This window comes from Pseudomonas sp. R3-57 (genome assembly GCF_051132065.1).
In the GTDB taxonomy this organism is placed as follows: Bacteria; Pseudomonadota; Gammaproteobacteria; order Pseudomonadales; family Pseudomonadaceae; genus Aquipseudomonas.
On the sequence record NZ_CP071655.1, the window covers coordinates 3,220,849 to 3,246,954 of the forward strand.

Below are 26,106 nucleotides of genomic sequence, written 5' to 3' on the forward strand. Positions count from 1 at the left end.
TCATCGGCAAGCGATCAACAACAAGAAGCGCGCCATGACCCGAACCGCTCGCGTCACCGACCCCTCTTACGAGTTGATGGACGACCATAACGGCTTGTCCATCATCTACCGCCAGCACGGCTTCCCCTGCCCGCTGGTGCGTTGGCACTTCCACAAGGAATACGAACTGCACTTGATCGTCGCCAGTTCCGGCAAGGTGTTCATTGGCGACTACATCGGCAACTTCTATCCGGAAACGCTATTCCTGACCGGCCCCAACCTGCCACACAACTGGATCAGCCAGGTCGCTGAAGACGAAGTGGTGGAAAAGCGCGACATGCTGGTCAACTTTACCGATGAATTGTTCGAAAGCGGCCATCAGGTATTCGCCGAGTTGAAAACCCTGGCACCGCTACTCGAGCGCGCGCAATACGGCATCGAGTTTCGCTGCAAGCGCACCATTCGCCAGGCCATGACCCTGATGCAGCGTATCGCCGACTCCACCGGCATTACCCGTCTCGGGCATTTTTTCATTCTGATGGAACTGCTCGCGGCGAGTGATGACTTCCTGTTGTTGTCGGGCGCAACCACGCCGCAACTGGCCGACGAGCACAACATCGACCGCACCAACCGCGCGGTCGATTACATTTTCAGCCACTACGCTCGGGATATCTCGCTGGAAGAAGTTGCCGAGCATCTGGGCATGACCCCGACTTATTTCAGCCGCGTATTCAAACAGGCCACCGGACGCAACTTCATCGAGTTCGTAAATCGCCTGCGCATCAGCAAGTCCTGCGAATTGCTGGCCGACGGTGACAAACCGGTGACTGAGGTGTGTTTCGAGTCCGGCTTCAACAATATTTCCAATTTCAATCGGCGTTTTCAACAGCTCAAGGGCATGACGCCATCGCATTATCGACGGCTCGCCGTGCAGCGGCTGACTGAGCAGAACCATCTCTGACAACACAATCCTTTGTAGGCCTTCGCCTGCTCGCGATGAGGCCATGTCAGTCGACATCATTGTTGAATGACACACCGCTATCGCGAGCAGGCGAAGGCCTACAGGGACTGTGCAACGCCTGGAAACCTGTACAGATTCAATATACTCCTTCCTCGCTGCAAACCCCTTCCCTGCGTTAACGCCTGCAAACCCCAGTGCAAAAAAGTATCGATAAAAGTGCTAGGGATGATTTGTCACTGCGCCGATTGAAGGCTGTAATCAGCGCAGATTCTTCCTGTCGTCGGAAGACACAAAAACAATAACCGTCCTTCTGCCACCCGCCGGGTGCAGAAAAGGAGTGCACGATGCAACCCACTGCAAAAGCTCTGCTTGCCCTCACCTGCATGACCCTGAGCAGCGTCAGCCTTGGCGCCCAGACCCTGACCATCGCCACCGTCAACAACAGCGACATGATCCGCATGCAGAAACTCTCGAAAACTTTCGAGAGCGAGCACCCGGACATCACGCTCAACTGGGTCGTGCTCGAAGAAAACGTGCTGCGTCAGCGCCTGACCACCGACATCGCCACCCAGGGCGGTCAGTTCGATGTGTTGACAATCGGCATGTACGAAGCCGCACTGTGGGGCGCCAAGGGTTGGCTGGAGCCGATGAAGGATCTGCCGGCCAGTTATGCCCTTGACGATGTATTTCCTTCGGTCCGCGAAGGCTTGTCAGTGAAAGGTTCGCTGTATGCACTGCCGTTCTACGCCGAAAGCTCGATCACCTATTACCGCACCGACCTGTTCAAGGACGCCGGGCTGACGATGCCCGAGCGACCAACCTGGGAAGAGATCGCCGGGTTCGCTGAGAAGCTCACCAACAAGGAAAAAGAGCAGTACGGCATCTGCCTGCGCGGCAAGGCTGGGTGGGGTGAAAACATGGCGCTGATCACCACCGTGGCCAATGCCTATGGCGCGCGCTGGTTCGATGAGCAATGGAAACCGGAATTCAGCGGTCCAGAATGGAAAAACGCGCTGAACTTCTACGTCAACACCATGAAAAAATCCGGCCCGCCGGGCGCGTCCAGCAACGGTTTCAACGAAAACCTCGCGCTGTTCAACAGCGGCAAGTGCGCAATCTGGGTGGACGCCAGCGTAGCCGGTTCTTTCGTGACGGATAAAACGCAAAGCAAAGTTGCCGAGCATGTCGGCTTCACCTTCGCTCCGCATCAGGTCACTGACAAAGGTTCGGCCTGGCTGTATTCGTGGGCGCTGGCGATTCCGACCAGCTCCAAAGCCAAGGACGCCGCCAAGCAATTCAGCGCCTGGGCCACTTCCAAAGAATACGGTGAGCTGGTGGCGAAAACCGATGGCATCGCCAACGTACCGCCCGGCACTCGTGCCTCGACCTACAGCGACGCCTACATGAGCGCCGCGCCGTTCGCCAAGGTCACGCTGGAATCACTGAAGGCCGCAGACCCGAGCAAACCGACACTGAAACCGGTGCCTTATATCGGCATTCAGTTGGTGACCATTCCTGAATTCCAGGCGGTGGGCACTCAGGTCGGCAAGTTGTTCTCGGCGGCGCTGATCGGCCAGACCACGGTGGATCAAGCCCTGACTGCGGCGCAGCAGACCACCGAACGCGAGATGAAGCGCGCCGGTTATCCCAAGTAACACCTCTAAACCTGTGGGAGCTGGCTTGCCAGCGATGCGGCCGGCACATTCAACATTGATGTCGTCCTCTCCATCGCCATCGCGGGCAAGCCCGCTCCCACAGGGTCCGCGTCGATGTCAGGAATGCTGGTTTTTCCTGAATTTATCTGCACCCATTGGGTTGTGATTGCCATGAATACTTCAACTGCCAAAGCCCACATCGAACTGGCGCCACCCCAGCGCAAACTGCGCGTGCGCAATCCTGGCTGGTTTCTGGTCAGTCCATCGGTGGCCCTGTTGCTGCTGTGGATGATCGTGCCATTGGGCATGACGCTGTACTTCTCGATGATCCGTTACAACCTGCTCTACCCCGGCGAAAACGAATTCGTCGGGCTGGAGAACTTCACGTACTTTCTGACCGACTCGGGCTTCATGCCCGGCGCCACCAATACGTTGTTGCTGGTCGGCAGCGTGTTGCTGATCAGTGTGGTGTTCGGCGTGCTGATCAGCGCGCTGCTGGAGGCAAGCGAGTTTCTCGGCCGCGGTCTGGTGCGGGTCATGCTGATCTCGCCGTTCTTCATCATGCCCACGGTCGGCGCGCTGATCTGGAAGAACCTGATTTTCCATCCGGTGTCGGGAATCCTCGCGTACATCTGGAAACTGTTCGGCGCACAACCGGTGGACTGGCTTGCCCACTACCCCTTGCTGTCAATCATCATCATTGTCTCGTGGCAATGGCTGCCCTTCGCGATCCTGATTCTGATGACCGCCATGCAGTCGCTGGATCAGGAACAGAAAGAAGCAGCGCGACTGGACGGCGCTGGCCCGATCGCGATTTTCTGGCATCTGACCTTGCCGCATCTGGCGCGGCCGATTGCCGTCGTGGTGATGATCGAAACGATCTTCCTGCTGTCGGTGTTCGCCGAGATTTTCACCACCACCAACGGTGGCCCCGGTTACGCCTCGACCAACCTCGCCTACCTGATCTACAACCAGGCGCTAGTGCAGTTCGACGTCGGCATGGCCTCGGCGGGCGGCTTGATTGCGGTGGTCATTGCCAACATCGCGGCGATCATTCTGGTGCGAATGATCGGCAAAAACCTGACTGACAAAGCCTGAGGCCCGCCATGACTCTCCAACAATCCCGCCGCTTGCAAAGCCTGTTGCTCGGCACTTTGGCCTGGGCCATCGCGATCGTGATTTTCTTTCCGATCCTGTGGATGGTGATGACCAGCTTCAAGACCGAAATCGACGCGTTCGCCACACCGCCGCAGTTCATCTTCATGCCTACGCTGGAGAACTACCTGCACATCAACGAGCGCAGCGACTACTTCAGCTTCGCCTGGAACTCGGTGGTGATTTCCTTCAGCGCTACGGCCCTGTGCCTGCTGATCGCGGTGCCGGCGGCGTACTCGATGGCGTTCTACGAAACCCAGCGCACCAAAGGCACGCTGCTGTGGATGCTCTCGACCAAGATGCTGCCGCCCGTGGGCGTGCTGATGCCGATCTATCTGCTGGCGAAAAGCTTCGGTTTGCTCGATACGCGTATAGCGCTGATCGTGATCTACACGCTGATCAACCTGCCAATCGTGGTCTGGATGGTTTACACCTACTTCAAGGACATCCCCAAAGACATCCTCGAAGCCGCCCGCCTCGACGGTGCCACGCTGTGGCAAGAGATGGTTCGCGTACTGCTGCCGATCGCCAAGGGCGGCCTCGCCTCGACCGTGTTGCTGTCGCTGATCCTGTGCTGGAACGAGGCGTTCTGGTCGCTGAACCTGACCTCGTCGAAAGCCGCACCGCTGACCGCACTGATCGCCTCGTATTCCAGCCCCGAAGGTTTGTTCTGGGCCAAGTTGTCGGCCGTGTCGACGCTGGCCTGTGCGCCGATCCTGATCTTCGGCTGGATCAGCCAGAAACAACTGGTGCGCGGCCTCTCGTTCGGTGCCGTGAAATGAATATCCCGAACCCAACATATTCCCCTGTAGGCCTTCGCCTGCTCGCGATGAGGCCATGTCAGTCGACATCATTGTTGAATGACACTCCGCTATCGCGAGCAGGCGAAGGCCTACAGAAAAGCGCGTCCGGCTTAACAGAATAAAAACCATGGAGGCCCATCTCATGGCCAACCTGAAAATCAAGAATCTGCAAAAAGGCTTCGAAGGCTTTTCCATCATCAAGGGCATCGACCTTGAAGTGAACGACAAGGAATTCGTGGTCTTCGTCGGTCCGTCGGGCTGCGGCAAGTCCACCCTGCTGCGTTTGATTGCGGGTCTGGAGGAAGTCAGCGACGGCACCATCGAACTCGATGGGCGCGACATCACCGAAGTCAGCCCGGCCAAGCGTGACTTGGCGATGGTGTTCCAGACGTACGCGCTGTACCCGCACATGACCGTGAAGAAGAACATGTCGTTCGCCCTCGATCTGGCCGGCGTGGCGAAAGCCGAAGTCGAGAAGAAAGTCGGCGAAGCGGCGCGGATCCTTGAGCTTGGCCCGATGCTTGAGCGCAAGCCGAAACAGCTCTCCGGTGGCCAGCGTCAACGCGTGGCGATCGGCCGCGCCATCGTGCGCAACCCAAAAATTTTTCTTTTCGATGAACCGCTGTCCAACCTTGACGCCGCGCTGCGCGTGCAGATGCGCCTGGAACTGCTGCGCCTGCACAAAGACCTGCAAGCGACGATGATTTACGTGACCCACGATCAGGTCGAAGCGATGACCATGGCCGACAAGGTCGTGGTGCTCAACGGTGGCCGGATCGAACAGGTCGGCTCACCGCTGGACCTGTATCACAACCCGGCCAACCTGTTTGTCGCCGGTTTTCTCGGCACGCCTAAGATGGGGTTCCTCAAGGGCAAGATTGCCCGCGTCGATGCGCAGAGCTGCGAAGTCGCGCTGGATGCCGGCACGCGCATCAACCTGCCGTTCAACGCCGCCAGCCTCAGCGTTGGCAGTGCGGTGACTTTGGGCATCCGCCCGGAGCATCTGGAACTGGCGCAACCGGGCGATTGCAGCCTGGCAGTGGTTGCCGACGTCAGCGAACGCTTGGGCAGCGACACCTTCTGCCACGTCACCACCAACGCCGGCGAAGCCCTGACCATGCGCGTGCGCGGTGATCTCGCCAGCCGTTATGGCGAACAGCTGAACCTGCACCTGGACGCCGCCCACTGCCATTTATTCGATGCCGAGGGCGTGGCGTTGACCCGCCCGCTGCGTGCCGCGGCCTGATTTCGAGACTATCCGATGAAACTCAACCAACAGAACCTCAACCGTCTCGCCGCTGAAGTGCAACTGCCGGCCTATCGCCTCAGCGATACCCGCCACGGCATTGCGCACATTGGCGTCGGCGGCTTCCATCGCGCGCATCAGGCGTACTACACGGACGCCTTGATGAACAGCGGCGAAGCCGTTGATTGGGCGATCTGCGGTGTCGGCCTGCGCACCGAAGACCGCCGCGCCCGAGACGATCTCAAGGAACAGGATTACCTGTTCACCCTGTTCGAACTCGGTGACAGCGATGACACCGAAGTACGAGTGATCGGCGCCATCCGCGACATGCTGCTGGCCGAGGATGGCGCTCAGGCATTGATCGACAAACTCGCCGATCCGCAGATCCGCATCGTTTCGCTGACCATCACCGAGGGCGGCTATTGCATCGACGACAGCAACGGCGAATTCATGGCGCACCTGCCGCAGATCCAGCATGACCTGGCTCATTCACAGGCACCGAAAACCGTGTTCGGCTTTCTCTGTGCAGCCCTGGAAAAACGCCGGGCGGCGGGGATTCCGGCGTTTACCGTGATGTCCTGCGATAACCTGCCGCACAACGGCGCAGTGACGCGCAAGGCGCTGCTCGCATTTGCCACGCTGCGCAACAGCGATCTGTGCAGTTGGATCGAGGCCAATGTCAGCTTCCCCAACGCAATGGTCGACCGGATCACGCCAATGACCAGCACCGCGCATCGCCTGCAACTGGCCGACAAACACGCCGTCGACGATGCCTGGCCGGTGGTCTGCGAGCCGTTTGTGCAATGGGTGCTCGAAGACAAGTTCGTGAATGGCCGTCCGGCGTGGGAGAAGGTCGGCGTGCAGTTTACCGACGACGTTTCGCCCTATGAAGAAATGAAGATCAAGCTGCTCAACGGCAGTCACCTGGCGCTCACCTATCTTGGTTTTCTCAAGGGCTATCGCTTCGTTCACGAGACCATGAACGATCCGCTGTTCGTGCGCTACATGCGCGCCTACATGGACCTCGACGTGACCCCGCAACTGGCGCCCGTGCCGGGCATCGACCTGAGCGATTACAAGGACACGCTGGTCGCGCGGTTTTCCAATCAGGCGATTGCCGATCAATTGGAACGGGTGTGTTCGGACGGCTCGTCGAAGTTTCCCAAGTTCACCATCCCGACGATCAATCGACTGATCGCCGACGGCCGCGAGACCCGGCGCGCGGCGCTGGTGGTGGCGGCCTGGGCGTTGTATCTGAAAGGTGTTGATGAGAATGGCGATACGTACACGATTCCTGATCCACGGGCGGCGTTTTGTCAGGCGTTGGTGATGGACGATAAGTTGATCACTGAGCGGTTGCTGGGGGTCGAGGAGATTTTTGGCGCGGCGATCCCGAAATCGGCGGAGTTTGTGGCGGCGTTCGAGTGGTGCTACAACAGCTTGCGCGAGGACGGTGTGACGCGAACGCTGGAACGGGTGCTCGCCTGAAAAGCCCCTCACCCTAACCCTCTCCCAAAGGGAGAGGGAACTGACCGTGGTGGCTGCGAGGCATACGCCAACTTGAAACATGACTGATCGTTCCCACGCTCTGCGTGGGAATGCAGCTCGGGACGCTCTGCGTCCCACCAAAGAGCGAACAGCGGACGCGGAGCGTCCATTGAGGCATTCCCACGCTGAGCGTGGGAACGATCGAAATTTGGAGTCGAACACAGGATTTGAACATTCCCCCGATCTGCTCCCTTCCCCCTCGCCCCCTTGGGGGAGAGGGCTGGGCGGGCGGCGTTCCGATGAGGGGGTAGCTTTTGATCTTCAACACAATCCGACCGGTGCATAAATGACAACAACAAAGCTCTACCTCGGCATCGACTGCGGCACCCAAGGCACCAAAGCCATCATCCTCGACGCGGTCAGCGGTCAGGTCCTCGGTCAGGGCGCCGCGCCGCACTCAATGATCAGCGGCGCCAACGGTCGTCGCGAGCAAGACCCGCAGCAATGGCTGGAAGCCTTCGCCCTCGCCACACGCCAGGCGTTACAGGCCGCCAATGTCGATGGTCAGGACATCCTCGGCATCGGCGTTTCCGGCCAGCAGCACGGTCTGGTGCTGCTCGACGATCAAGGCGAAGTGCTGCGCCCGGCCAAGCTTTGGTGCGACACCGAAACCAGCCCCGAAAACGACCGATTGCTCAGCCATCTGGGCGGCGAGCAAGGTTCGCTGGAACGTCTGGGCGTGGTCATTGCGCCGGGTTACACCGTGTCGAAACTGCTTTGGACCAAGGAGCAACACCCCGTCGTCTTCTCCAGCATTGCACGCATTCTGCTGCCCCACGACTACCTGAACTTCTGGCTGACCGGTCGCGCCTGCAGTGAATACGGCGATGCCTCCGGCACCGGCTATTTCAACGTGCGCACGCGCGAGTGGGACTTGCAACTGCTGCGCGACATCGACGCCAGCGGCCGTCTGCAAGCGGCGCTGCCCGAGCTGATCGAAGCCCATGAAGCGGTCGGCACGATTCTTCCGGCTGTCGCCGAACAGCTTGGCCTGAACCGCAACGCGCGGGTCGCCAGTGGCGGCGGCGACAACATGATGGGCGCCATCGGCACCGGCAATATTCAGCCCGGCGCAATCACCATGAGCCTCGGCTCTTCCGGCACGGTATACGCCTATTCCGACACAGCGACCGTCAGCCCGGATGCTTCGGTGGCCACGTTCTGCTCGTCCAGCGGTGGCTGGCTGCCGCTGATCTGCACCATGAACCTGACCAACGCCACCGGTGCAATTCGCGAGTTGTTCGCCCTCGATTTGCCGCGCTTCAACGATCTGGTCGCCCAAGCCCCAATCGGCGCCAATGGCGTGTGCATGCTGCCGTTCCTCAACGGCGAGCGCGTCCCCGCCCTGCCTCACGCCACCGGCAGCCTGCACGGGCTGACGCTGGACAACCTGACCCAGGCCAACCTGTGCCGCGCCGCCGTCGAAGGCACGACCTTCGGTTTGCGTTACGGACTGGATCTGCTGCGCCGCAATGGTTTACAAAGCCTGCGCATCTGCCTGATTGGCGGCGGTTCGAAAAGCGCGGTGTGGCGGCAGATCGTCGCCGACATCATGAACACTCCGGTGATCTGCACCGAGCAAAGCGAAGCTGCGGCGCTGGGCGCGGCGATTCAGGCGGCGTGGTGCACTGCGTCGGCTAACGGCGAGCAAGACAGCCTCGAAGACTTGTGCCAACGCTGCGTAAAACTCGATGCCAGCAGCGAAACCCTGCCGATCGCCGCCAATGTCGCGGCGTTCCAGCAGGCTTATGAACGCTATCAACAGCATGTCGCAACCCTATAAAGAGCAAACAATCATGTACCTGGTGTGTGGCGAAGCCCTGTTCGATTTTTTCAGTGAAGACGATGCCAGCGGTCTGGCCTCGAAGATCAATTTCAAGGCGATCGCCGGCGGTTCGCCGTTCAACGTCGCTGTCGGTTTGCGCCGCTTGGGTGTGGACTCGGCGTTGTTTGGCGGCTTGTCCACCGACTACCTCGGTCGCCGCTTGCAGCAGGTGTTGAAGGACGAAGGCGTGCGCTCGGATTATCTGGTGGAGTTCGCCGCGCCGACCACGCTGGCGATGGTCGCCGTCGGCGCCAACGGCTCGCCGCATTACAGCTTTCGTGGCGAAAATTGTGCCGATCGGCAGTTGAGCGCGGCGCATCTGCCGACGCTCGGCGCCGAGGTCCGCGGCCTGCACGTGGGCTCGTTCTCACTGGTCGTGCAGCCGATTGGCGACGCCCTGCTGCAACTGGTGCAACGCGAGAGTGGCCAGCGCTTGATCACCCTCGACCCGAACGTACGCCTCAATCCAGAACCGAACATCGAGCTGTGGCGCGAACGCATTGCGACGCTGGTGCCGCTGGTAGACCTGATCAAGGTCAGCGATGAAGACCTGAGCCTGCTCTATCCTGAACAGGATCCGCAGCAAGTCATCGAGAGCTGGCTCGAGCATCGCTGCCAGATCGTCTTTCTCACCCGTGGCGGCGACGGCGCCAGCGTCTTCAGCCGTCAGCATGGCCAGTGGTCGGTGCCGGCAGCCTCGGTGCAAATCGCCGACACCGTGGGCGCTGGCGATACGTTCCAGGCGGCGCTGATCACTTGGCTGACCGAGCACGGTCTGGATTCGGTCGAAGGCGTGCAAAAACTGGCGCGCGAACAGATCGACGCCATGCTGCGCTTCGCCGTCCGGGCCGCGGCGCTCACCTGCAGCAAGACCGGTCCGGATTTGCCCTATCGTCAGCAATTGAGCTGAGCGCGTAGACTGTCGGCTTTTTTGCGCACGACGGGATGACCGCTTTTGAAATACGGGCAGACGCTTGGACTACTGACACTGGCAGCACTGATGACCGGGTGCGGCACCTCGCCACCCCGTTCACCGGAAGATATCTGCGAGATCTTTCGCGAGAAAAGCGACTGGTACGACGCCGCGCAAGTCACGCAAAAACGCTGGGGCGTGCCGATTCAGGTGCCCTTCGCGATCATGTATCAGGAATCCGGCTACCGCTACGACGCCAAGACCCCGCGCAAATATCTGTTGTGGGTGATCCCGTGGGGCCGGGTATCGACCGCCTCGGGTTACGCGCAGGCCAAGGATGAAGTCTGGGCCGACTACCAGAAAAGCACCGGCCGCAACTGGGCCGACCGCGAAGACTTCGATGACGCCATCGATTTCATCGGCTGGTACATGGACAAGACCACCTCGATCAATGGCATCTACAAATACGACGCCTACAACCAGTACCTCAACTACCACGAAGGCTGGGGCGGCTTCCGCAACAAAACCTACGCCAGCAAAGCCTGGCTGCCCCCGACCGCGCGCAAGGTGCAGGTTCGCTCTGATACTTATGCGCGGCAATATGCCGGGTGCAAAGAGGATCTGGATCGGGGCTTCTGGAGCCGGTTCTGGCATTGGTTGTAGCAGTGACTGTTCGACCGCTATCGCTAGCAGGGCTAGCTGTGATCTCTCTGTAGGTTGTTCACTCGGGGCTTTTCCGGGAAATTGGAGGTGCGAACCAAACCAAGCCCCCGGAGGCCCCGAGTGAACACTCATAAAAATGCCCGATTAACTGTTTCTGGTCGAGCCCTTCTTGTTCAAAGAGTCCTCACAGAGGGTTTGAGAGTTGAAGAGGTGGCCAAGGCCCAGGGGGTCAGCGTTCGCACTGCCTACAAGTGGATAAACCGCTATCGAACCGAAGGCGAAAAAGGTCTCCAGGATCGCTCATCCCGCCCGGCTTCCTGTCCGCACGCTACTGCCCCAGAGTGTCTGGAGAAAATCATCAAGCTTCGCCGTGAGCGAAAAACCTATGGCGAAATCAGTAAGTCTTTGAAGGTGGGGCATAGCACGGTAGGCAGGATATTGAGCCGCAACGGACTCAATCGCCTGGCTTATCTGGAACCGCCAGTTGCGGTTATTCGCTACGAATACTCTCAGCCGGGAGGCTTGCTGCACTTGGATATCAAGAGGCTGGGGCGCTTTAACAAACCTGGTCATCGAGTGACAAAAGACCGTCTGAAAGGCCGTTCTTACCATGTGGGTTGGGAGTTTGGACATGTTGCCATCGACGACCATAGTCGAGTGGCGCACTGTGGTTTATACCCAGACCAAACCGCTCGTAGCGCCTGCCTCGCGCTGATCCGGGCCCTGCGTTACTACAAAACGCTCGGCGTGAAATTCGAGCGGGTAATGACCGATAACGGCCCTTGCTACAAATCCAGGAGCTTCAAGCGCCTGTGCCGGCGGCTGCGGCTTAAGCACATCTTTACCAAGCCTTACACCCCGCGCACGAATGGCAAGGCAGAGCGATTTATACAGACCGCTCTGCGCGAATGGGCCTACGCCAGAAGTTATGAAAGCTCAGATCAACGCGCGACGTATCTGATGCCTTGGTTGCACAGGTACAACTGGCATCGCCCGCATGCCAGTTTGAGTTATTTACCACCGATTAGCCGAATAGCATCCGTGAACAACGTGGTGGGTTTACACAGCTAGCTCCCACAATGGAATCTCATGCCTGAATCCCATTCCCATGTAGGAGTGAGCCTGCTCGCGATAGCTGACTTCCAGTCACTGACATATTGAAACCAACCTCTTTCCCCAGCACGACACCAATCCCTGTGGGAGCCAGCCTGCTGGCGATAGCTGACTTCCAGTCACTGCCAATATTGAAAACCAGCCTCTTCTTTCATTACAACATCAATCCCTGTGGGAGCGAGCTTGCTCGCGATAACGGTCTACCAGACGCCAACGATCGCCACCTGCCGTACTCCCCGGCAACTTCGACAGTCGATTCTCCAACATCAGCAAGTAAGAAAAGTCGCCAATAGCCAAGGCCACACCCCACCAACCACCCGTTTTCATTGACCCAAACCCTACCCCTAAGGGTTTTCCCTATACCCCAGCCCCACCCCACCTACGGCTTTTGCGCCTTGAACGAGACGGCTGAATCCTGCAACATCTGTGTCCTGCTTATTCACGGACGGAATTCAAGGCATGCTGGACGCCAACGCTACCCACATCACCCTCACCCTCGAAGGCGCCAACGCCGACCTGCAGGTCCTCAGCTTCACCGGTCGCGAAGCCCTGAATGAGCCGTTCCGTTTCGACCTCGAACTGGTCAGCGCCCGCCCCGACCTCAATCTCGAAGAGCTGCTGCACAAGCCCGGCGTGCTGACCTTCGGCGCCACCGGCGAAGGCAAGATCCACGGTCTGGTCTATCGCATCGAGCAAGGCGACTCCGGCAAGACCCTGACCCGTTACAGCCTCAGCCTGGTGCCGCAACTGGCCTACCTGCGGCACAACCACGATCAGCAGATCTTCCAGCAACTCACGGTGCCGAAAATCATCGCTCAGGTACTGGAAGACCGCGGCATTCTCGCCGACGCCTACAGTTTCCAGCTCGGCGCTGAGTACCCGGAACGCGATTACTGCGTGCAGTACGACGAGTCCGACCTGCATTTCATCCAGCGCCTGTGCGAAGAGGAAGGCATTCACTTCCACTTCCAGCACAGCAGTAGCGGCCACAAACTGGTGTTCGGCGACGATCAGACGGTATTCCGCAAGCTCAAACCCGTGAGCTACCAGCAGGACTCCGGCATGGCCGCCGACAAACCGGTGATCAAGCGCTTCAATCTGCGCCTGGAAACCCGCACCACCCGGGTCAGCCGCCGCGATTACGATTTCGAGAAACCCAAGCTTTTGCCCGAGGGCGCGGTCAAGTCCGAATTCGCCCCGGACCTCGAGGACTACGACTACCCCGGCCGCTTCACCAATCGCGAGCGCGGCAAGTTCCTCTCGACCCGAGCGCTGGAACGCCATCGCAGCGACTACAAACTTGCCGAAGGCAAAGGTGACGAACCGACCCTGACCAGCGGCCATTTCCTCACGCTCGCCGAACACCCGCGAGCTGAATGGAACGACCTGTGGCTGCTGCTCGAAGTCTTCCACCAAGGCAAACAACCGCAAGTGCTCGGCGAAAACGTCACCAGCGACGTCACCGACAACAAAAGCGATTTCCACCAGGGCTACCGCAACAGCTTCCTCGCCACGCCGTGGGACGCGCACTACCGCCCTGCCCTCGAACACCCGAAACCGAAAGTCCTCGGCAGCCAGACCGCAATCGTCACCGGCCCGGCCGGCGAAGAGATCCACTGCGACCAGTACGGCCGCGTCAAAGTGCAGTTCCACTGGGACCGCGACGGCCAGTCCGACGACAAGACCACCTGCTGGCTACGCGTCGCCAGCGGCTGGGCCGGCGCGGCCTACGGCGGCATCGCCATCCCGCGCATCGGCATGGAAGTCCTCGTCACCTTCCTCGAAGGCGACCCCGACCAGCCGCTGGTCAGCGGCTGCCTGTACCACAAGGAAAACGTCGTCCCCTACGACCTGCCGGCAAACAAGACCCGCAGCACCTTCAAAACCCTCAGCTCCCCGGGCGGCAAGGGCTACAACGAATTCCGCATCGAAGACAAGAAAGGCGCCGAACAGATCTACATCCACGCCCAGCGCGACTGGGACGAAAACATCGAACGCGACCAGAAGATTCGCGTTGGCAACGAACGGCATGACACTGTTGAAGCCAACACGCTAAGCGAATTCAAGGTTGAAGAGCACCGGATTACCCATCTGGACCGGATCAGTGAGATGCGCGCGGATGATCATCTGACGGTGGGTGTGACGCAGCATGTGAAGGTGGGGACTGGGCAGTTTGTTGAGGCTGGCAACGAAATCCATTACTACGCAGGCCAGCGAGTCGTGGTCGAAGGCGCGATGGAACTGACCGCCAAGGCCGGCGGCAGCTTCGTAAAAGTCGACGCCGGTGGCGTGACCATCAGCGGCGCTGAGGTGAAGGTTAATACCGGCGGATCGCCTGGGGTGGGCACACCGGCGGCGCCGTTGCTGCCGGGACCGATGAAGGTGGCGGATGCGGATAAGGCCGGCAAGGCACCACTCCCCGCTCGCCTGAATGAGTCAGGCATCACACCGTTATGCGGAAAACAGAGTAACGGCGCTTGCAGCCGTAAGGATTGCACATGCATGTAAAAGCGCTGAGCGCTCTGCTGGCAGAGCCTCGCTACAACTTTTCGGACCTGCCGGCTGCGAGCGAATCGCTCTGCTTCATCATTGACCAAGGGCTCCAACCGGAAGCCTTTAGTCAACTCTACCGAGTAGGCGAGCCGTTGGTTTCCCAGGGGTTGTTTTTCAGCACCAACTTCGCAGAGATTCCTGATGGCCCCCTGTGGCTAGTGGCCCCCAAGGGCAGCAAAGTGGCAAACGTAGCGGCAAAACTTTGTGAGGAACGCTTTTCGGGAATTGCGATCTCAGCACCGGATCCTGAAAAAGCATTGGCTCATGCGCGCTGGTTGCTCCGAGCCAATGACGGTTCAGGTGGGCAGAGCTTGTTGAGCTTTCACAAACCGAGCCTATGGGCAGCGCTGGCTTACACCGCCGGTGAAACCTTTGATCAGTTGCTGGGTTGCTGGAACGCTGTCTACTGCCCTGCGCCGATTCATTTCGGTCAGCAGCGTGGTCCTTGGTTGGCTTTGAGAGCCAGTGAGAAATCGACATGGCTTGGTGACAAAGCGGCGTTCAATCTTCCCGAGGCTGCCGCACAAGTTCAAGCGCGCTTGGGATGGGTTTATTGGATTGATGAGGAATACGCAGCATTTGAAGAGCCAGACGATGAACGCCTGAACGATATCGCTGACAACCTCGACCTGCTGCTCAAAAGTAATATTTATGATGGTGATCACCTGCTCAAGCTTGGCCAGGCCGTGAACGGCCCGCTATTCGAAACACAGCCTGAGATCATGGCGATCCTGCAATCTAAGGACGAGTCGTTTATCAAAGTAGATCGGCTCCTGGAATCAGCCGCCGTCGCCCAACGTTAGGGCGACGCGACAACAGAACGGAATCACCATGGAAATCACGAATCACGCCGTTATGCCCGGCGAAACCCTGGACCAGATCGCTTCGCGCTACAACAGCACCGTGGCGCAACTTCGCCAGCTCAACCCCTTCATCACCAATCCGGACGACGTCAAAGTCGGATGGAACCTGAGCGTACCAAAAAGCGCTCAAGCGACCGCTGTGCCTGCCGCTCAATCGCCCGCGGCGCCTCAAGCGCCTGCGCAGGCAAGTCCGGAAGCCGCCACTCAATGTTCCGCAGAGGATCTGGTTGAGCTGGAGCCGGTAAAGGAGGCGCCAGATCAGAGCTCGAAAACCTTCAAACCCCACGCGCCTCCATGTTCGAAAAAGTTTGCGAGCGCGATTTATGCCACTGAGGAGCAAGAGTTCTGGCTGCTTCCTGAGCGGGCAAAGTCTGCCATCAAAGAATCGATGTTCGCGCTGGATAAAATGATTGCCCCCAGCAAACCACGTGATGCTCGCCTGAACGGGTTGCAGGAATCGGGATTGCTGGAGTACTTTCTTGAACCAAAATTGAGCAACTTCCTCACCGGCGCGCAGCGTACGCGCATGGAAGAGTTTGAAGCGATGGGGAATGAAATTGAAATCGATCCAGCCACCGCTAAAAAAAGGCAAAACGAAGCTAATGGAAACAAACCTGTCGAGGCTCCTGCACAATCCCCGCAAGAGGACACTGCGCAATCGCGCATGGACCGCCTGACAGCAGACATCGCTACTCAGCAAAACATCCGCAACGAGTATGTCGATTTTTACAAGCGGCGTGCGGAGTGGCAGGCGCTAAAAAAAGAAGCGATCGCGGCTGCGAAACTGCAAGGCTACACCTACGAAAGCGGCTCGCTGTACTCCAAAGAGGCGATTGAAGCGCGCGCACGCGTGCAAGCTTATCTGGATGCCCGCAAGAAACTTCTCAGCAATAAAGACTTCAAGCAGGTTCCGCTGGAAGACGTTGCCAAAGCCTTGGCGGAAAAGAAGAAAAGTTACGAAAACATCTGCAGCGGCATGAACGACTGCACCGCCGATCTGGTCGGGTATGTCTTGACGCTCTACAAAAACGCCGATGCGCTTGATTACCATGCTTACACTGAATCCATTATCAAAGCGTCTGAATACGGCATTGCACTTCCAGAATTCGCGCTGATCAGTGACGGCCTTACTTCCGGCATCGAGCAGTTCAAACTGTATCTGGATACCGAGAAAGAGCAGGCGGAAGTTACAGCGCAGCTTCAGGAAAAATACAAACGCTGGATCGAGGCAACAGGCCAGAATGCCCAAGCGCCGGCGGGCCTGGTTGATGTGGAACGTACCAAATGGGATAGCCTGCAAAAGATCAAAGACGACCTTCAAGCAAAAGCCCAAAGCAATGTCAGCAACAGCAAACCTGGGCGTTTTCTGATCTGGGAACCGGAAGAGTTCCAGCCAAAACCGGTGGACCGCATGGTGAAACCGGGCTTTCCGCTGCGTGAAGTCAGTCTTTCGGATGCCAAAGGCACGCCCTTGGGCTGGTTCAGCATGGCGAACCTGAAAGACGCAAAAAAGATCCTGACAGAGGATTCAAAAAAAGCAGTCGGTTCAATAAAAAAGGTAACTGAAAGTTTGCCCGCTGACGCTACCGAAGGCTCCGATAAAAACAGTGAAATCAATTCGTTCCGCCAATGGCTACTAGATCAGGGCGCCATAAAGTTCAGCGATCAGGTCGGCGACTGTTTCGATGCAAGAGGCTGGTTCAAAGCCAAAGACTTTTATGCTTACTTGAAAAAGCAAGGCTATGAGGTCACTGAACTGGAAGACGACGCGACTCTTACCAACTGGGGCGAACACCTTCAGCAACTGGTTTTCAAGAAAAGTGTGCGCGGCAAAGTAAGACTCTTTGATGCCAGCCCTCAGGCGCAATTCGTCCGCTGCCTGACACCGCCTCAGCCAAGCATTCACGGTGAAGTAAAGCTCGAAGGCCCGAAAATGTCCGCCGCCGAGGGCTTCCAGATATCGGGCGAGATGGGCTTGAGCCTGGATCTGGCCCGTGGCGAAGTTCAGTTGATGAAAGTCGACATGCCTGCCAAAGCCAGTGCTCAAGACATCACGCTTGAATACTTCCTGGACGGCAGCCCGCAAAAAATGAATTTCGGCCGCTTCTCCTTCCACTTTGGTGTGAAGGCATGGGGCTACGCTGGAGCATCGTTGCTGCTAGCCGGCAGCGTCGAGTTGAGCCCGATCTTCGGCAACGTCAAGTACGGGGCGTCACTGAGCCCGGTGAAACGCGCACAGCGTGAAGATGCCTCTGCAAAAGAAGAACGTGCCGATCATGCTGCCGCCAAACAAGCCAAGGCCGACAGCGGCGACAACAGCCCTACTCCCGATCTTGAACACCAGTCGAAATCCGGCACCTACGCCGATACCAAAAGCACAGATCAACTGCGAGGCGGACGCTTCGCCAAAGTGCAAGTCGAAAACGGCGCAAAAGCCAGTTTCAACGTGTTTGGAGGCTTGCAAGCCGCCATCGAACTCACCGGAGCGCTGAATTGGGCACCGCCAAAGGAACTCGTCGCCCTGCGCACCGCGCCAACGATGGGCGTTGGCAGCGCTAAAGACGCGAAAAGCGCGAATCCATGGCTGACGTTAGCCAAGCTAAGCGGTTCCGTTGGCGTGGCCTTAGGCGCGGGCTTTCAGGGAACGGCGCAGGTGTCTCTGGATAAGGGGCGGTTTATTCTTAACTTGAAAGCGGCGGTAGTGCTGGGTCCTGGTGCTAACGGTAGCTTTAAATTCGAAGTTGGCTATGAGGCAGTCGTTGACCTCATCAACTTGTACCGCAAGGAGTTGCACAAAGCGAAAGGCAGAAAAGTGGAGTGGATGGAACCGGAAGCAGGTAAGTTCGCATCCGCGCTGAACGCATTAGGAGCAGCTGGGCTTAATGTGGAAATGTCTTATCTTATGGGTTGGAGTTTAGTCATGGACTTATATGACGCAATGACCAGCGGAGGAAAAGGCGGCCCAATTGCTCATGCTATTGTTGAATACCAGAATCCAGACGAACTAAAAGCATGGGTTGTGGAAGCCACTCCGGCAGCACTCGGCCCCATTTTAATGACTCTTACCTCCACCCCCGAAGAGTTCTCAATTGCCGCCAATACAAAAGAAAGCGACACGTCGCCAACTTTTAGCAAACAAACCTATCCAAAAGAAAAAGCACATCTAACGCAGCAGATAGCAATTGGAATAATTATCGACCACATAGTCACCAATGCAAAAGAAAAGAACAAATTGGAAGAAGCTCAAAAACAGTTCGAACTAGCTTGCGCAAGCATGAATAAGTTTGGCACTGAACCAGTTGATATCGGTCAAAAGTATTGTGAAAACCGTCATTTACTCGATACTTTCATGGGTGATCCGGTACTCAGCTTTACCGACCCAAGGGGAAATAAAGCAAGAGCACGCTACAAGGAAAATTCAAATATATTAGGCCAGCGTATTGATGGAGCTTGTAAAATTGTAATAAGCGAAAACAGTTATATACCAAGAGCATCCGTAAAATACTTGCCCCCTGCGAGCGCATAAAATTGAAAATAAAGTCAAGCTTAGTCCGTATACCTTTTTTTGCAGTTTTTCTTTTAACGTGTGTAAGCGCGCATGCGGAGCTTACCTCACAACAACTGGAGGCAAAGAGAAAAGGCATAGAGCTTTACAATCAATACAAAGCTATCTCTGCAATCGAACCACTAAAAATAGCAGCCGAAGGCGGTGATGACGAAGCACTTTACTATCTGGGGGAAGCATTAAGAAAAAATAACCGCTTCATGACTCCGGAAGCTAAAAAAGCATACGAAAGCTCCGCAAAAAAGGGGAATATATACTCTATGATTCGCCTTGGGAGAATTGAAGACGACTTGTGTTCAACCATGAAAAGCTGTCCACCAGGTGAAGACTCTCCTAGCAGCTGGGTAATTAAAGCTAAAAGCCTTGCGATTCAACGCGCAACGCAGGGAGATAGCGAATCAATGTACCTGTTATATGAAATGACAGGCAATGATGACTGGCTGGAGAAGTCAGCAGAGAACGGATTCGCATTTGCGCAGTTCCGTCTGGCGACGAAGTACCAAGAAGGAAGCGGTTCATTTTTACTACCCTCGAGACGAAACCAAGCTATCGAACGATGGATGAAGGCGTCTGCTGAAAATGGTTATCCACTTGCAATGATGGGGTTAGCCGCAATCATGATCGAAAAAAAAGATTTAGCCTCATTCAGAAACTGGAACGAAAAAGCAGCTGACTCGAGCTATGTAGAAGGTGTATTTGGATATGCATCCTACATAGGCGAAGAAAACTCAAAATACGGTTTCGCATTCGACCCAATAAAATCATATGCTTTACTTTCAAACCTGCTGGAACTTAATGGTGGAGGCAATGTAGTACGAGACGTCAATGACACATTACCCGGCATAGAAAAAAACATGTCAAGAGAGCAAATAGAAAAAGCAAAAGAGCTCGCAAAAACGTGGAAGGCCAACCACCCGCCTCTCTCGTTTTACCCTGACAAGCTAGGTTATTAACAGCAGTGCGAGCACTTAGAATTATTTTAGCAATGCTGATCGCCGCTCTTTCTGCAAACAGCTCAGCACATTCGCAAACCAATGAATCGACCCTGGGAGTGGTGCTATACAACCAGCTAAAATTAGACTTGGCGATTCGCGAACTAAAAAAAGAGGCCGACTCGGGAAATGTGAATTCACAGTATTACTTTGCCGAGGCACTTCGAAAGCGAAACCGGTACATGACTGCTGAATCGCAGCAATGGTACGAAACCGCTGCGGATAATGGATCTATATTTGCCATGATTCAGCTAGGCCGCCAAGACGATGACCTCTGCAGAAAAATGACCAATTGTCCCGCGAGTAAAAAATCAAGCGCCGATTGGTTGATTCAGGCTAAAAAAACAGTATTAAGCACAGACACCCCTGAGTCTTTGTATTTAATGTATGAAATAACTTCCGATCGTACTTGGTTAGAAAAATCTGCAAGCGCAGGTTATGCGCTCGCGCAATATTGGATGGCCGTCGGTGATCAACAAGGTGAGGGATTTTTTCTTATACCTGGAAAACGTGAAGAGGCCATCAGCAAATGGCTGAAAGCTTCCTCTGAAGGCGGCAACGCAAAAGCAATGATGGAATACATTGAGATCCTGTATAAGAAAGGCGATCTTGAAGGGGGGCGCCGTTGGCTTCAGGCAGCAGCTGAAACGGGCGACCAAAAAGCTATTAGCAGTTATGGCTCTTACATTGCCCATGCGCCTGACCAAGTTGGTTATCCCCTAGACCTTGTTAAAGGTTATGCACTGATTAGTCTGCTGAAAGAGCTGGATGGTGGAGGCGCTATTCAAGATTTCGTTCAAGATACTCTCGAAGAAATTGGGAGCAAGATGACGCCTGAACAGATAGAGAGCTCAAAAGCTGTCGCTGAGGAATGGAAAGCCACTCACCCGCCGCTCTCCTTCTTTCCAGAGAAACTTGGCAGATAAAATGGGCGGGAAATTAGAAATTCAAGCAAGAACTCATTAAGCGTCATCTAAAATTTAACACTAAGTTTCTAGATCTCAAGCCTGGAACCCGAAGGCTACATGATCGATATTTTGAAAGATACACACCTCAGAAAAAGCTGGCGACGACGAAAAATCGTTCTTAGTGTGGTGGCTTTACTATTTTTCTACGCCACCCCGAAGATTCTGGAGCTACTACGTACCCCTGGTGCCATGCTGACGTCATCGAATTACACGGATCGCCCAATTTCTTTCTTTTCAGTAAATAATTTTGGGGGTGGCAATCTTTCTGCAATGGGCGGCGGAGGGATTGTTTGTTGCAGGAAAATCGAAGGGAAATCGGTTCGGGTTGCCTGGACTCTCGGCCGAACTGGCGATCAGCTAAGGAAAGGTGTGCAGAAAGAAGATCACGAGTTAAACGTGCATCTACCTCACCGAGCGCGAGGCGATGATTATCTGCACGTTCGTTTTTTACCCGGAAACGCAGTTGAGCTGAAATGGAGTCCTAACTTGATCAGTCCATTTGATTCTGAACCGAGTACGACCGGTCCTTAGCTGATCGGCATTGTCACTTTCAAAACAGAATCCAGCCGTAGAATATAAGTACAACTCTCTGCTTTGGACCTTATGCGCGTGATAACCATTGCTGCGGACGCCAGCCGGAAACAAACATGGCGACGAAGACGAATAGTCCTAGCAGTACTGGCTGTGCTGCTTAGCTACGCTACCCCAAAAATCATTGATCTATTCCGTTCACCCGGCGCCATGCTGACGTCAGAGAATTATACAGACCGCCCAATTTTCAGTTTTTGGGTAAATGACTTTTGGGGTGGTAACCTTTTTGCCAAAGGTGGCGGTGGAATAATGTGCTGCTCCAAATTTGAGGGAGACACAGCCAAAGTCACCTGGATATTGGACATGACCAAACAGCAACAAATACAGGGCGCGGTAGAAGAGCGCCACGAAGTTCAGCTTTCGCTTCCCAAGCGTGGTCCAAACGATCAGTACCTGCATGTGCGCTTTGATCCGGGTAATAAAGTACGGCTCGGATGGAGTCCTGACTTGTTTAGCCCATTTGAATCCCGATCAACCAAAGCTGTTTCGGAAAGCATTGAAGCGCAATAAGAACATGCGATTCAACGAGGTGCCCGTGTCCGACAGCATGAATGTATTGATCTGCGTGATAGTGCCTGTAGCTGCCTTTCTGACGTTTCTCATTTATGAGCGAATCCGTGCGCCCGGTGCCGCTTTGCCATGCTAAAACACGGGTCGTTTCTCACTACGTCCCGTGGCTGCGTCCTGTCAATTTCTCAACAAACCGGCGCTTTCCAGCTCAACATCTTCTGCTGCGCCACCTGCAGCAAATCATTGCCGTCCTGTGTCAGCAGGTAAAGCGCGTGGGTGATGTGTGGAATGTCCTGCGCGTCGGCGTGCTTGAAGCACAGGCAATGCAGGGTTTCGAGCAGGTCGGCGGCGGCGCGGATGCGCTGGACGGCGGCTTCGAGGATGTCTTTCGGGTTGGCTTGGGTGTCGATGAGCAGTGTCGGGGTTTCTGTGACGTTGCTGCTCAGGGGTAGATAGCGGTTTTGTAGCAGTTTGATTATTGGCATGTTGATTACTCGATTGTTTCAAAAGTAACCGCCGACACCGTGACCAAACGATGGGAGGCGGACCGTGTACAGGCTTGGTCAACCGAGAACAATCAACTCAGCTCGCCCGAAGGCGTCCTGCACACGGCCGCCACAGCTATGCACTTCACGGTCAAAGAACTCCGCAGTGCAGATGATGGCACATATGCAATCGATTATTCCCGGGTGACCAAACCCGAACCACTGATTTTGCAGCGGCAACCGACAATAACCGCCCCGCTCCAGCCGCCGGAAGCAGAGAAGGCACCAGCCTTTGTAGGAATTGGCCAAACATCCCGCGGAAACACCACCCCACCCCAGACAGCCCGCGTTCAGCTTGGTTAACCGTCCCTTAACGCCGTAGTCAAAAACTCCACTGAACCGCACGCCCTCAACCATTCTGGCTGTTGCCCAGTGCGGCAGATTCGGGTGAATCACGCCGAACTCCAGAACCGTCGCACGGGAGTCCTCTCATGAACATTCGTCTTTCACTGCTCGCAGCCGCCCTCGCCTGCACCGCTTTCACCGGACTGGCCCAAGCCAATCCCACCCCCCCCTCAAACGCCGTGCCCTACAAGTACGGCATGCCGCTGCAAGTAGCGAAGGTAGTCGCACTGACCGAGCCACCCACTCTGGAATGCAAGGTCGTCACCGCTGACATGAAGTACCTCGACAACAACGGCAGACCTGAGGAAATCAGCTACCGGAAATTATCCGACGCGTGCCGGCTGCAGAACTGACAGAAACGTCTGATTCGCGGCTTTGCGGTAGGCGGGAGGGGTTTCGGCGGTTATGCTCGAAGCCTTCCTCACTGCCGCAAGGATTCGCCATGCAGTTGTCGTTTCGCACGTTGTCCGGTCTCACGTGTTCGTTGTGTCTTCTGTTGGCGCTGGCCTGGGGCATTTTCCCCGAACTGCTGTTGGCGATCTGGAGCATCGAGTATTCCGAGGGGGTCGGTTTTGTCGCGCGGCGCAGTGCAGTGCTGTTTGCGGCATTGGGGGTGATGTTTTATCTGGTGCGCAATGCACCGCCGTCGCTGGGGCGCAATGCGCTGAGCAATGGGTTTATCGTTGGCTGTCTGGGGTTGGCGGTGCTGGGTTTTGCGGAATGGCTCAACGGTCATGCCGGCCCCGGGATTTTGGTCGCGGTGCTGGTCGAGTTCGCGCTGGGCCTTGGCTTTGTGCAGGCCCGGCGCGTGACGGTCGAACTGGGTGAAACGGTGCGTTAAACCGCTCGCGAGCGGACGGTGCTCTGATGCGGCGCAGTTTGTTGGGCCAGATCGGAGCGAAGCCCCGCGACCAGGTTGTTGATTTCGCGACAGCTGTTGAGCCGACTCGCATCAATGCCGTTGACCTGCAGATCAACCTGATCGGTACGATGATCGCCGAAGACCTTGACGGTCATCGACAGATCCGGCGACAGCGTGCATTGGCAGCGTTTCGGCAGAAAACTGCTTTCGATGATGTTGCGTAGTTCCAAGGCAGACAGAAACATGGCGAACCCTCTCCTTACTGTGAGATGCCAATCAAGTATTCACGCTGGCCGTGGCGCCCCTGCGCGGGTGTGTCCCCGCTGTTTCCTTGGGTGCGTCAAGCGGCGGTACTGCGAAATGCCCATTGGAGTGTAGGCGCCCAAATCCGGTGCGCCGCACTAATAGAACGCATAAAGCGTGCCTTTGATCGGCTTCTTGTCGCGCCTTATAAATCAGTCACTTGGCGAACTGGCCAGCATTTTGCTATTTGCAAAATGCAAGAAAGTCCTGCCCAAGCACTGCATTTTGCAACTACGCCCCGATTTGCATTCAGCATCCATGACAGCAAGAATGCCTCCACTACCCCGACATCCGCACGGAGGCTTCCATGGGTTCTTTACGCGTATATGCGACCACCGGGCTGCTTGTGGCCAGCCTGTCCACCCTCGCCCACGCGGCCAAGCTCGAAGACGTCGCACCGTATCCAAAGGCTGAAACCGGCTTCTCCCGTCAAGTGATTCACCTGCCCAAGCAAGAGCAGGAAGAAAACTTCCAGATCGAAATCCTTGCTGGCAAAACTCTTGAAGTTGATTGCAATCGCCAGCGACTCGGCGGCACGCTGGTCGAAAAGAACCTCGAAGGCTGGGGTTATCCGTTCTATCGCCTTGAAAACGTCAGCGGCCCGGTGAGCACGATGATGGCCTGCCCGCCCGGCTCGCAGAAGAAACGCGTGTTCGTACCGGTTATCGGTGACGGTTTCAAACTGCGCTACAACAGCAAATTACCGGTTGTGGTCTACGCACCGTCCGACGTAGAAGTGCGTTATCGGATCTGGTCGGCATCTGAAAAAGTCGGCACGGCGCTGCCGGAATAACCACAGCAAGGAGTGCACGGTTTGATTACCTGCCACGTCAAATACGTGATTGATCCCTATCAGTTGACCGAGTTTGAAGATTACGCCAAAGCCTGGCTTGGTATCGTCGAGCGTTTGGGCGGCACCCATCACGGTTACTTTCTTCCCTCCGAAGGCGCGAGCAATATCGCTTATTGTCTGTTCAGCTTTCCCTCGCTGGCAGACTACGAAAGCTATCGGCACGTTGCGATGACTGATGCGGAAAGCACCGCACTGGTTGCCAATCTTGTAGAGAAGAAATTCATCGTCAGTTACGAGCGCAGCTTCCTGCGCCCGATGCTGCCGTAACGTTCATCAAGCCGGAACGCCGCACACCGCGGCGCGCTCGGCGACATGACGCAGACTGTCGAAGTTGATATTGGCGCCCGAATCAATCGCCACGAAAGTCTGCCCCTGCGCACCCGTTCGTGCCACGTATTGCTTGATACCCGCCACTGCCAAGGCACCGGAAGGCTCGGTGATCGAGCGCGTGTCGTCGTAGATGTTCTTGATCGCGGCACAGAGGTCGTCGTTGCTGACGGTGATCACCTCGTCAACGCAAAAGCGGCAGATCTCAAAACCAAACGCGCCGATCTGCGCCACTGCCACGCCATCGGCGAAAGTGCCAACACTGGGCAACACCACACGCTGATCCGCGTCCAGCGCAGCTTTCAGGCAAGCCGAGTGTTCGGATTCAACGCCGATGATGCGCACTTCAGGACGCAGGTATTTGACGTAAGCGGCGATGCCCGCAATCAGCCCGCCACCGCCCACCGGAACAAAGATTGCGTTCAGCTCCCCCTGATGCTGCCGCAGGATTTCCATTGCCACAGTGCCCTGCCCGGCAATCACCTCGGGATCATCGAATGGCGACACGAAGGTGCGTCCGCTGAGTTCGGCCAGTTGCAGTGCATGGGCCAGTGCGAACGGGAAACTCTCGCCATGCAGCAGCGCTTCGGCACCACGACTGCGCACGCCTTGTACCTTGAGTTCGGGCGTGGTGGATGGCATGACGATCGTCGCCGTGATGCCCAGTTCGCGTGCCGCCAGCGCCACACCCTGGGCATGGTTGCCAGCCGAGGCGGTGATCACCCCGCGTGCTTTCTGTTCTTCGCTCAATTGCACCAGTTTGTTGTAGGCGCCACGGATCTTGAAGGAGAACGTCGGCTGCAGGTCCTCACGCTTGAGCAAGACCCGATTGCCCAGCGCATCCGACAGCGCCGGCGCCGCTTGCAATGGGGTGCGCATGGCAATGTCATACACCGGCGCAGCAAGGATCTTTTTTACGTAGTGCTCAAGCAGGGCTTGCTGGTCGGGGCTGTGCGGCATGGTCGTCT

Annotated in this window: 23 protein-coding genes and 1 pseudogene; 21 read left to right on the plus strand and 3 right to left on the minus strand. The window is 56.5% G+C overall.

What is annotated here, in order from left to right; translation table 11 throughout:
- The first annotated feature begins 34 nt into the window (after positions 1-34).
- The 17 genes from J3P93_RS14505 (at position 35) to J3P93_RS14585 (ending at position 21,903) form a co-directional block, all read left to right on the plus strand.
- Entirely contained in the window at positions 35-940 is a 906-nt protein-coding gene (locus J3P93_RS14505) for an AraC family transcriptional regulator (RefSeq protein ID WP_332763056.1), read from the plus strand.
- A 344-nt stretch (positions 941-1,284) separates the two neighbouring features.
- On the plus strand, positions 1,285-2,595 hold the full coding sequence (locus J3P93_RS14510; protein WP_434588978.1) for an ABC transporter substrate-binding protein: 1,311 nt from the start codon (positions 1,285-1,287) through the stop codon (positions 2,593-2,595).
- A gap of 171 nt (positions 2,596-2,766) precedes the next feature.
- Entirely contained in the window at positions 2,767-3,693 is a 927-nt protein-coding gene (locus tag J3P93_RS14515; RefSeq protein ID WP_203417866.1) for a carbohydrate ABC transporter permease, read from the plus strand.
- 8 nt (positions 3,694-3,701) lie between these two features.
- Positions 3,702-4,532 (plus strand): carbohydrate ABC transporter permease, encoded by an 831-nt coding sequence (locus tag J3P93_RS14520; protein ID WP_090283315.1) that lies wholly within the window; start codon positions 3,702-3,704, stop codon positions 4,530-4,532.
- 163 nt (positions 4,533-4,695) lie between these two features.
- Positions 4,696-5,799, plus strand: coding sequence for an ABC transporter ATP-binding protein (locus J3P93_RS14525; protein ID WP_434588981.1), 1,104 nt, complete (start codon positions 4,696-4,698; stop codon positions 5,797-5,799).
- Positions 5,800-5,814: 15 nt separating this feature from the next.
- The gene (locus tag J3P93_RS14530) at positions 5,815-7,287 is read left to right on the plus strand and encodes a mannitol dehydrogenase family protein (protein WP_434588983.1); all 1,473 of its coding nucleotides are present in this window, start codon (positions 5,815-5,817) and stop codon (positions 7,285-7,287) included.
- A gap of 346 nt (positions 7,288-7,633) precedes the next feature.
- Positions 7,634-9,130: a xylulokinase gene (gene xylB, locus J3P93_RS14535; protein WP_434588985.1), complete on the plus strand. Its 1,497-nt coding sequence runs from the start codon at positions 7,634-7,636 to the stop codon at positions 9,128-9,130.
- Between the two features lie 13 nt (positions 9,131-9,143).
- Positions 9,144-10,082, plus strand: a complete 939-nt coding sequence (locus J3P93_RS14540) for a carbohydrate kinase family protein (protein WP_434598383.1) — start codon at positions 9,144-9,146, stop codon at positions 10,080-10,082.
- Positions 10,083-10,172: 90 nt separating this feature from the next.
- Positions 10,173-10,748, plus strand: a complete 576-nt coding sequence (locus tag J3P93_RS14545; protein ID WP_434588987.1) for a hypothetical protein — start codon at positions 10,173-10,175, stop codon at positions 10,746-10,748.
- 120 nt (positions 10,749-10,868) lie between these two features.
- Complete coding sequence (locus J3P93_RS14550) at positions 10,869-11,819, plus strand: IS481 family transposase (protein ID WP_093096621.1); 951 nt, start codon at positions 10,869-10,871, stop codon at positions 11,817-11,819.
- A 501-nt stretch (positions 11,820-12,320) separates the two neighbouring features.
- Positions 12,321-14,369, plus strand: a complete 2,049-nt coding sequence (locus J3P93_RS14555; protein WP_434588989.1) for a type VI secretion system tip protein VgrG — start codon at positions 12,321-12,323, stop codon at positions 14,367-14,369.
- On the plus strand, positions 14,360-15,217 hold the full coding sequence (locus tag J3P93_RS14560; RefSeq protein ID WP_434588991.1) for a DUF4123 domain-containing protein: 858 nt from the start codon (positions 14,360-14,362) through the stop codon (positions 15,215-15,217). The genes J3P93_RS14555 and J3P93_RS14560 overlap by 10 nt, the downstream gene beginning before the upstream one ends.
- Before the next feature lie 28 nt (positions 15,218-15,245).
- Positions 15,246-18,803: a LysM peptidoglycan-binding domain-containing protein gene (locus J3P93_RS14565; protein ID WP_434588993.1), complete on the plus strand. Its 3,558-nt coding sequence runs from the start codon at positions 15,246-15,248 to the stop codon at positions 18,801-18,803.
- Positions 18,804-18,805: 2 nt separating this feature from the next.
- Positions 18,806-19,795, plus strand: a complete 990-nt coding sequence (locus tag J3P93_RS14570) for a tetratricopeptide repeat protein (RefSeq protein WP_434588995.1) — start codon at positions 18,806-18,808, stop codon at positions 19,793-19,795.
- 32 nt (positions 19,796-19,827) lie between these two features.
- Positions 19,828-20,760, plus strand: coding sequence for a tetratricopeptide repeat protein (locus J3P93_RS14575; protein WP_434588997.1), 933 nt, complete (start codon positions 19,828-19,830; stop codon positions 20,758-20,760).
- 99 nt (positions 20,761-20,859) lie between these two features.
- Positions 20,860-21,333 (plus strand): DUF3304 domain-containing protein, encoded by a 474-nt coding sequence (locus J3P93_RS14580; protein WP_434588999.1) that lies wholly within the window; start codon positions 20,860-20,862, stop codon positions 21,331-21,333.
- 210 nt (positions 21,334-21,543) lie between these two features.
- On the plus strand, positions 21,544-21,903 hold the full coding sequence (locus J3P93_RS14585; protein WP_434598385.1) for a DUF3304 domain-containing protein: 360 nt from the start codon (positions 21,544-21,546) through the stop codon (positions 21,901-21,903).
- Positions 21,904-22,088: 185 nt separating this feature from the next.
- On the opposite strand, the gene J3P93_RS14590 is transcribed toward J3P93_RS14585, so the two are convergent.
- Entirely contained in the window at positions 22,089-22,388 is a 300-nt protein-coding gene (locus J3P93_RS14590; protein WP_434589001.1) for a hypothetical protein, read from the minus strand.
- A 491-nt stretch (positions 22,389-22,879) separates the two neighbouring features.
- Between J3P93_RS14590 and J3P93_RS14595 the strand changes: the two genes are divergently transcribed.
- Both J3P93_RS14595 and J3P93_RS14600 read left to right on the plus strand, forming a co-directional pair.
- The gene (locus tag J3P93_RS14595) at positions 22,880-23,146 is read left to right on the plus strand and encodes a DUF2790 domain-containing protein (RefSeq protein ID WP_434589003.1); all 267 of its coding nucleotides are present in this window, start codon (positions 22,880-22,882) and stop codon (positions 23,144-23,146) included.
- An 89-nt stretch (positions 23,147-23,235) separates the two neighbouring features.
- Positions 23,236-23,634 carry a hypothetical protein gene (locus J3P93_RS14600; RefSeq protein WP_434589005.1) on the plus strand — a complete coding sequence of 133 codons (399 nt, stop codon included), beginning with the start codon at positions 23,236-23,238 and terminating at the stop codon, positions 23,632-23,634.
- Here J3P93_RS14600 and J3P93_RS14605 read toward each other — a convergent pair.
- On the minus strand, positions 23,631-23,900 hold the full coding sequence (locus J3P93_RS14605; protein ID WP_434589007.1) for a DUF1652 domain-containing protein: 270 nt from the start codon (positions 23,898-23,900) through the stop codon (positions 23,631-23,633). The genes J3P93_RS14600 and J3P93_RS14605 overlap by 4 nt on opposite strands.
- A 365-nt stretch (positions 23,901-24,265) precedes the next feature.
- Between J3P93_RS14605 and eco the strand changes: the two genes are divergently transcribed.
- Together eco and J3P93_RS14615 are read left to right on the plus strand one after the other, a co-directional pair.
- The gene (gene eco / locus J3P93_RS14610) at positions 24,266-24,751 is read left to right on the plus strand and encodes a serine protease inhibitor ecotin (RefSeq protein WP_434589009.1); all 486 of its coding nucleotides are present in this window, start codon (positions 24,266-24,268) and stop codon (positions 24,749-24,751) included.
- A gap of 21 nt (positions 24,752-24,772) precedes the next feature.
- Positions 24,773-25,078, plus strand: coding sequence for an NIPSNAP family protein (locus tag J3P93_RS14615; protein WP_434589011.1), 306 nt, complete (start codon positions 24,773-24,775; stop codon positions 25,076-25,078).
- 30 nt (positions 25,079-25,108) lie between these two features.
- Here the strand turns inward: J3P93_RS14615 and ilvA are convergent.
- A pseudogene (ilvA, locus tag J3P93_RS14620) lies at positions 25,109-26,098 on the minus strand (threonine ammonia-lyase, biosynthetic); the annotation flags it as partial.
- Between the last annotated feature and the right edge of the window lie 8 nt (positions 26,099-26,106).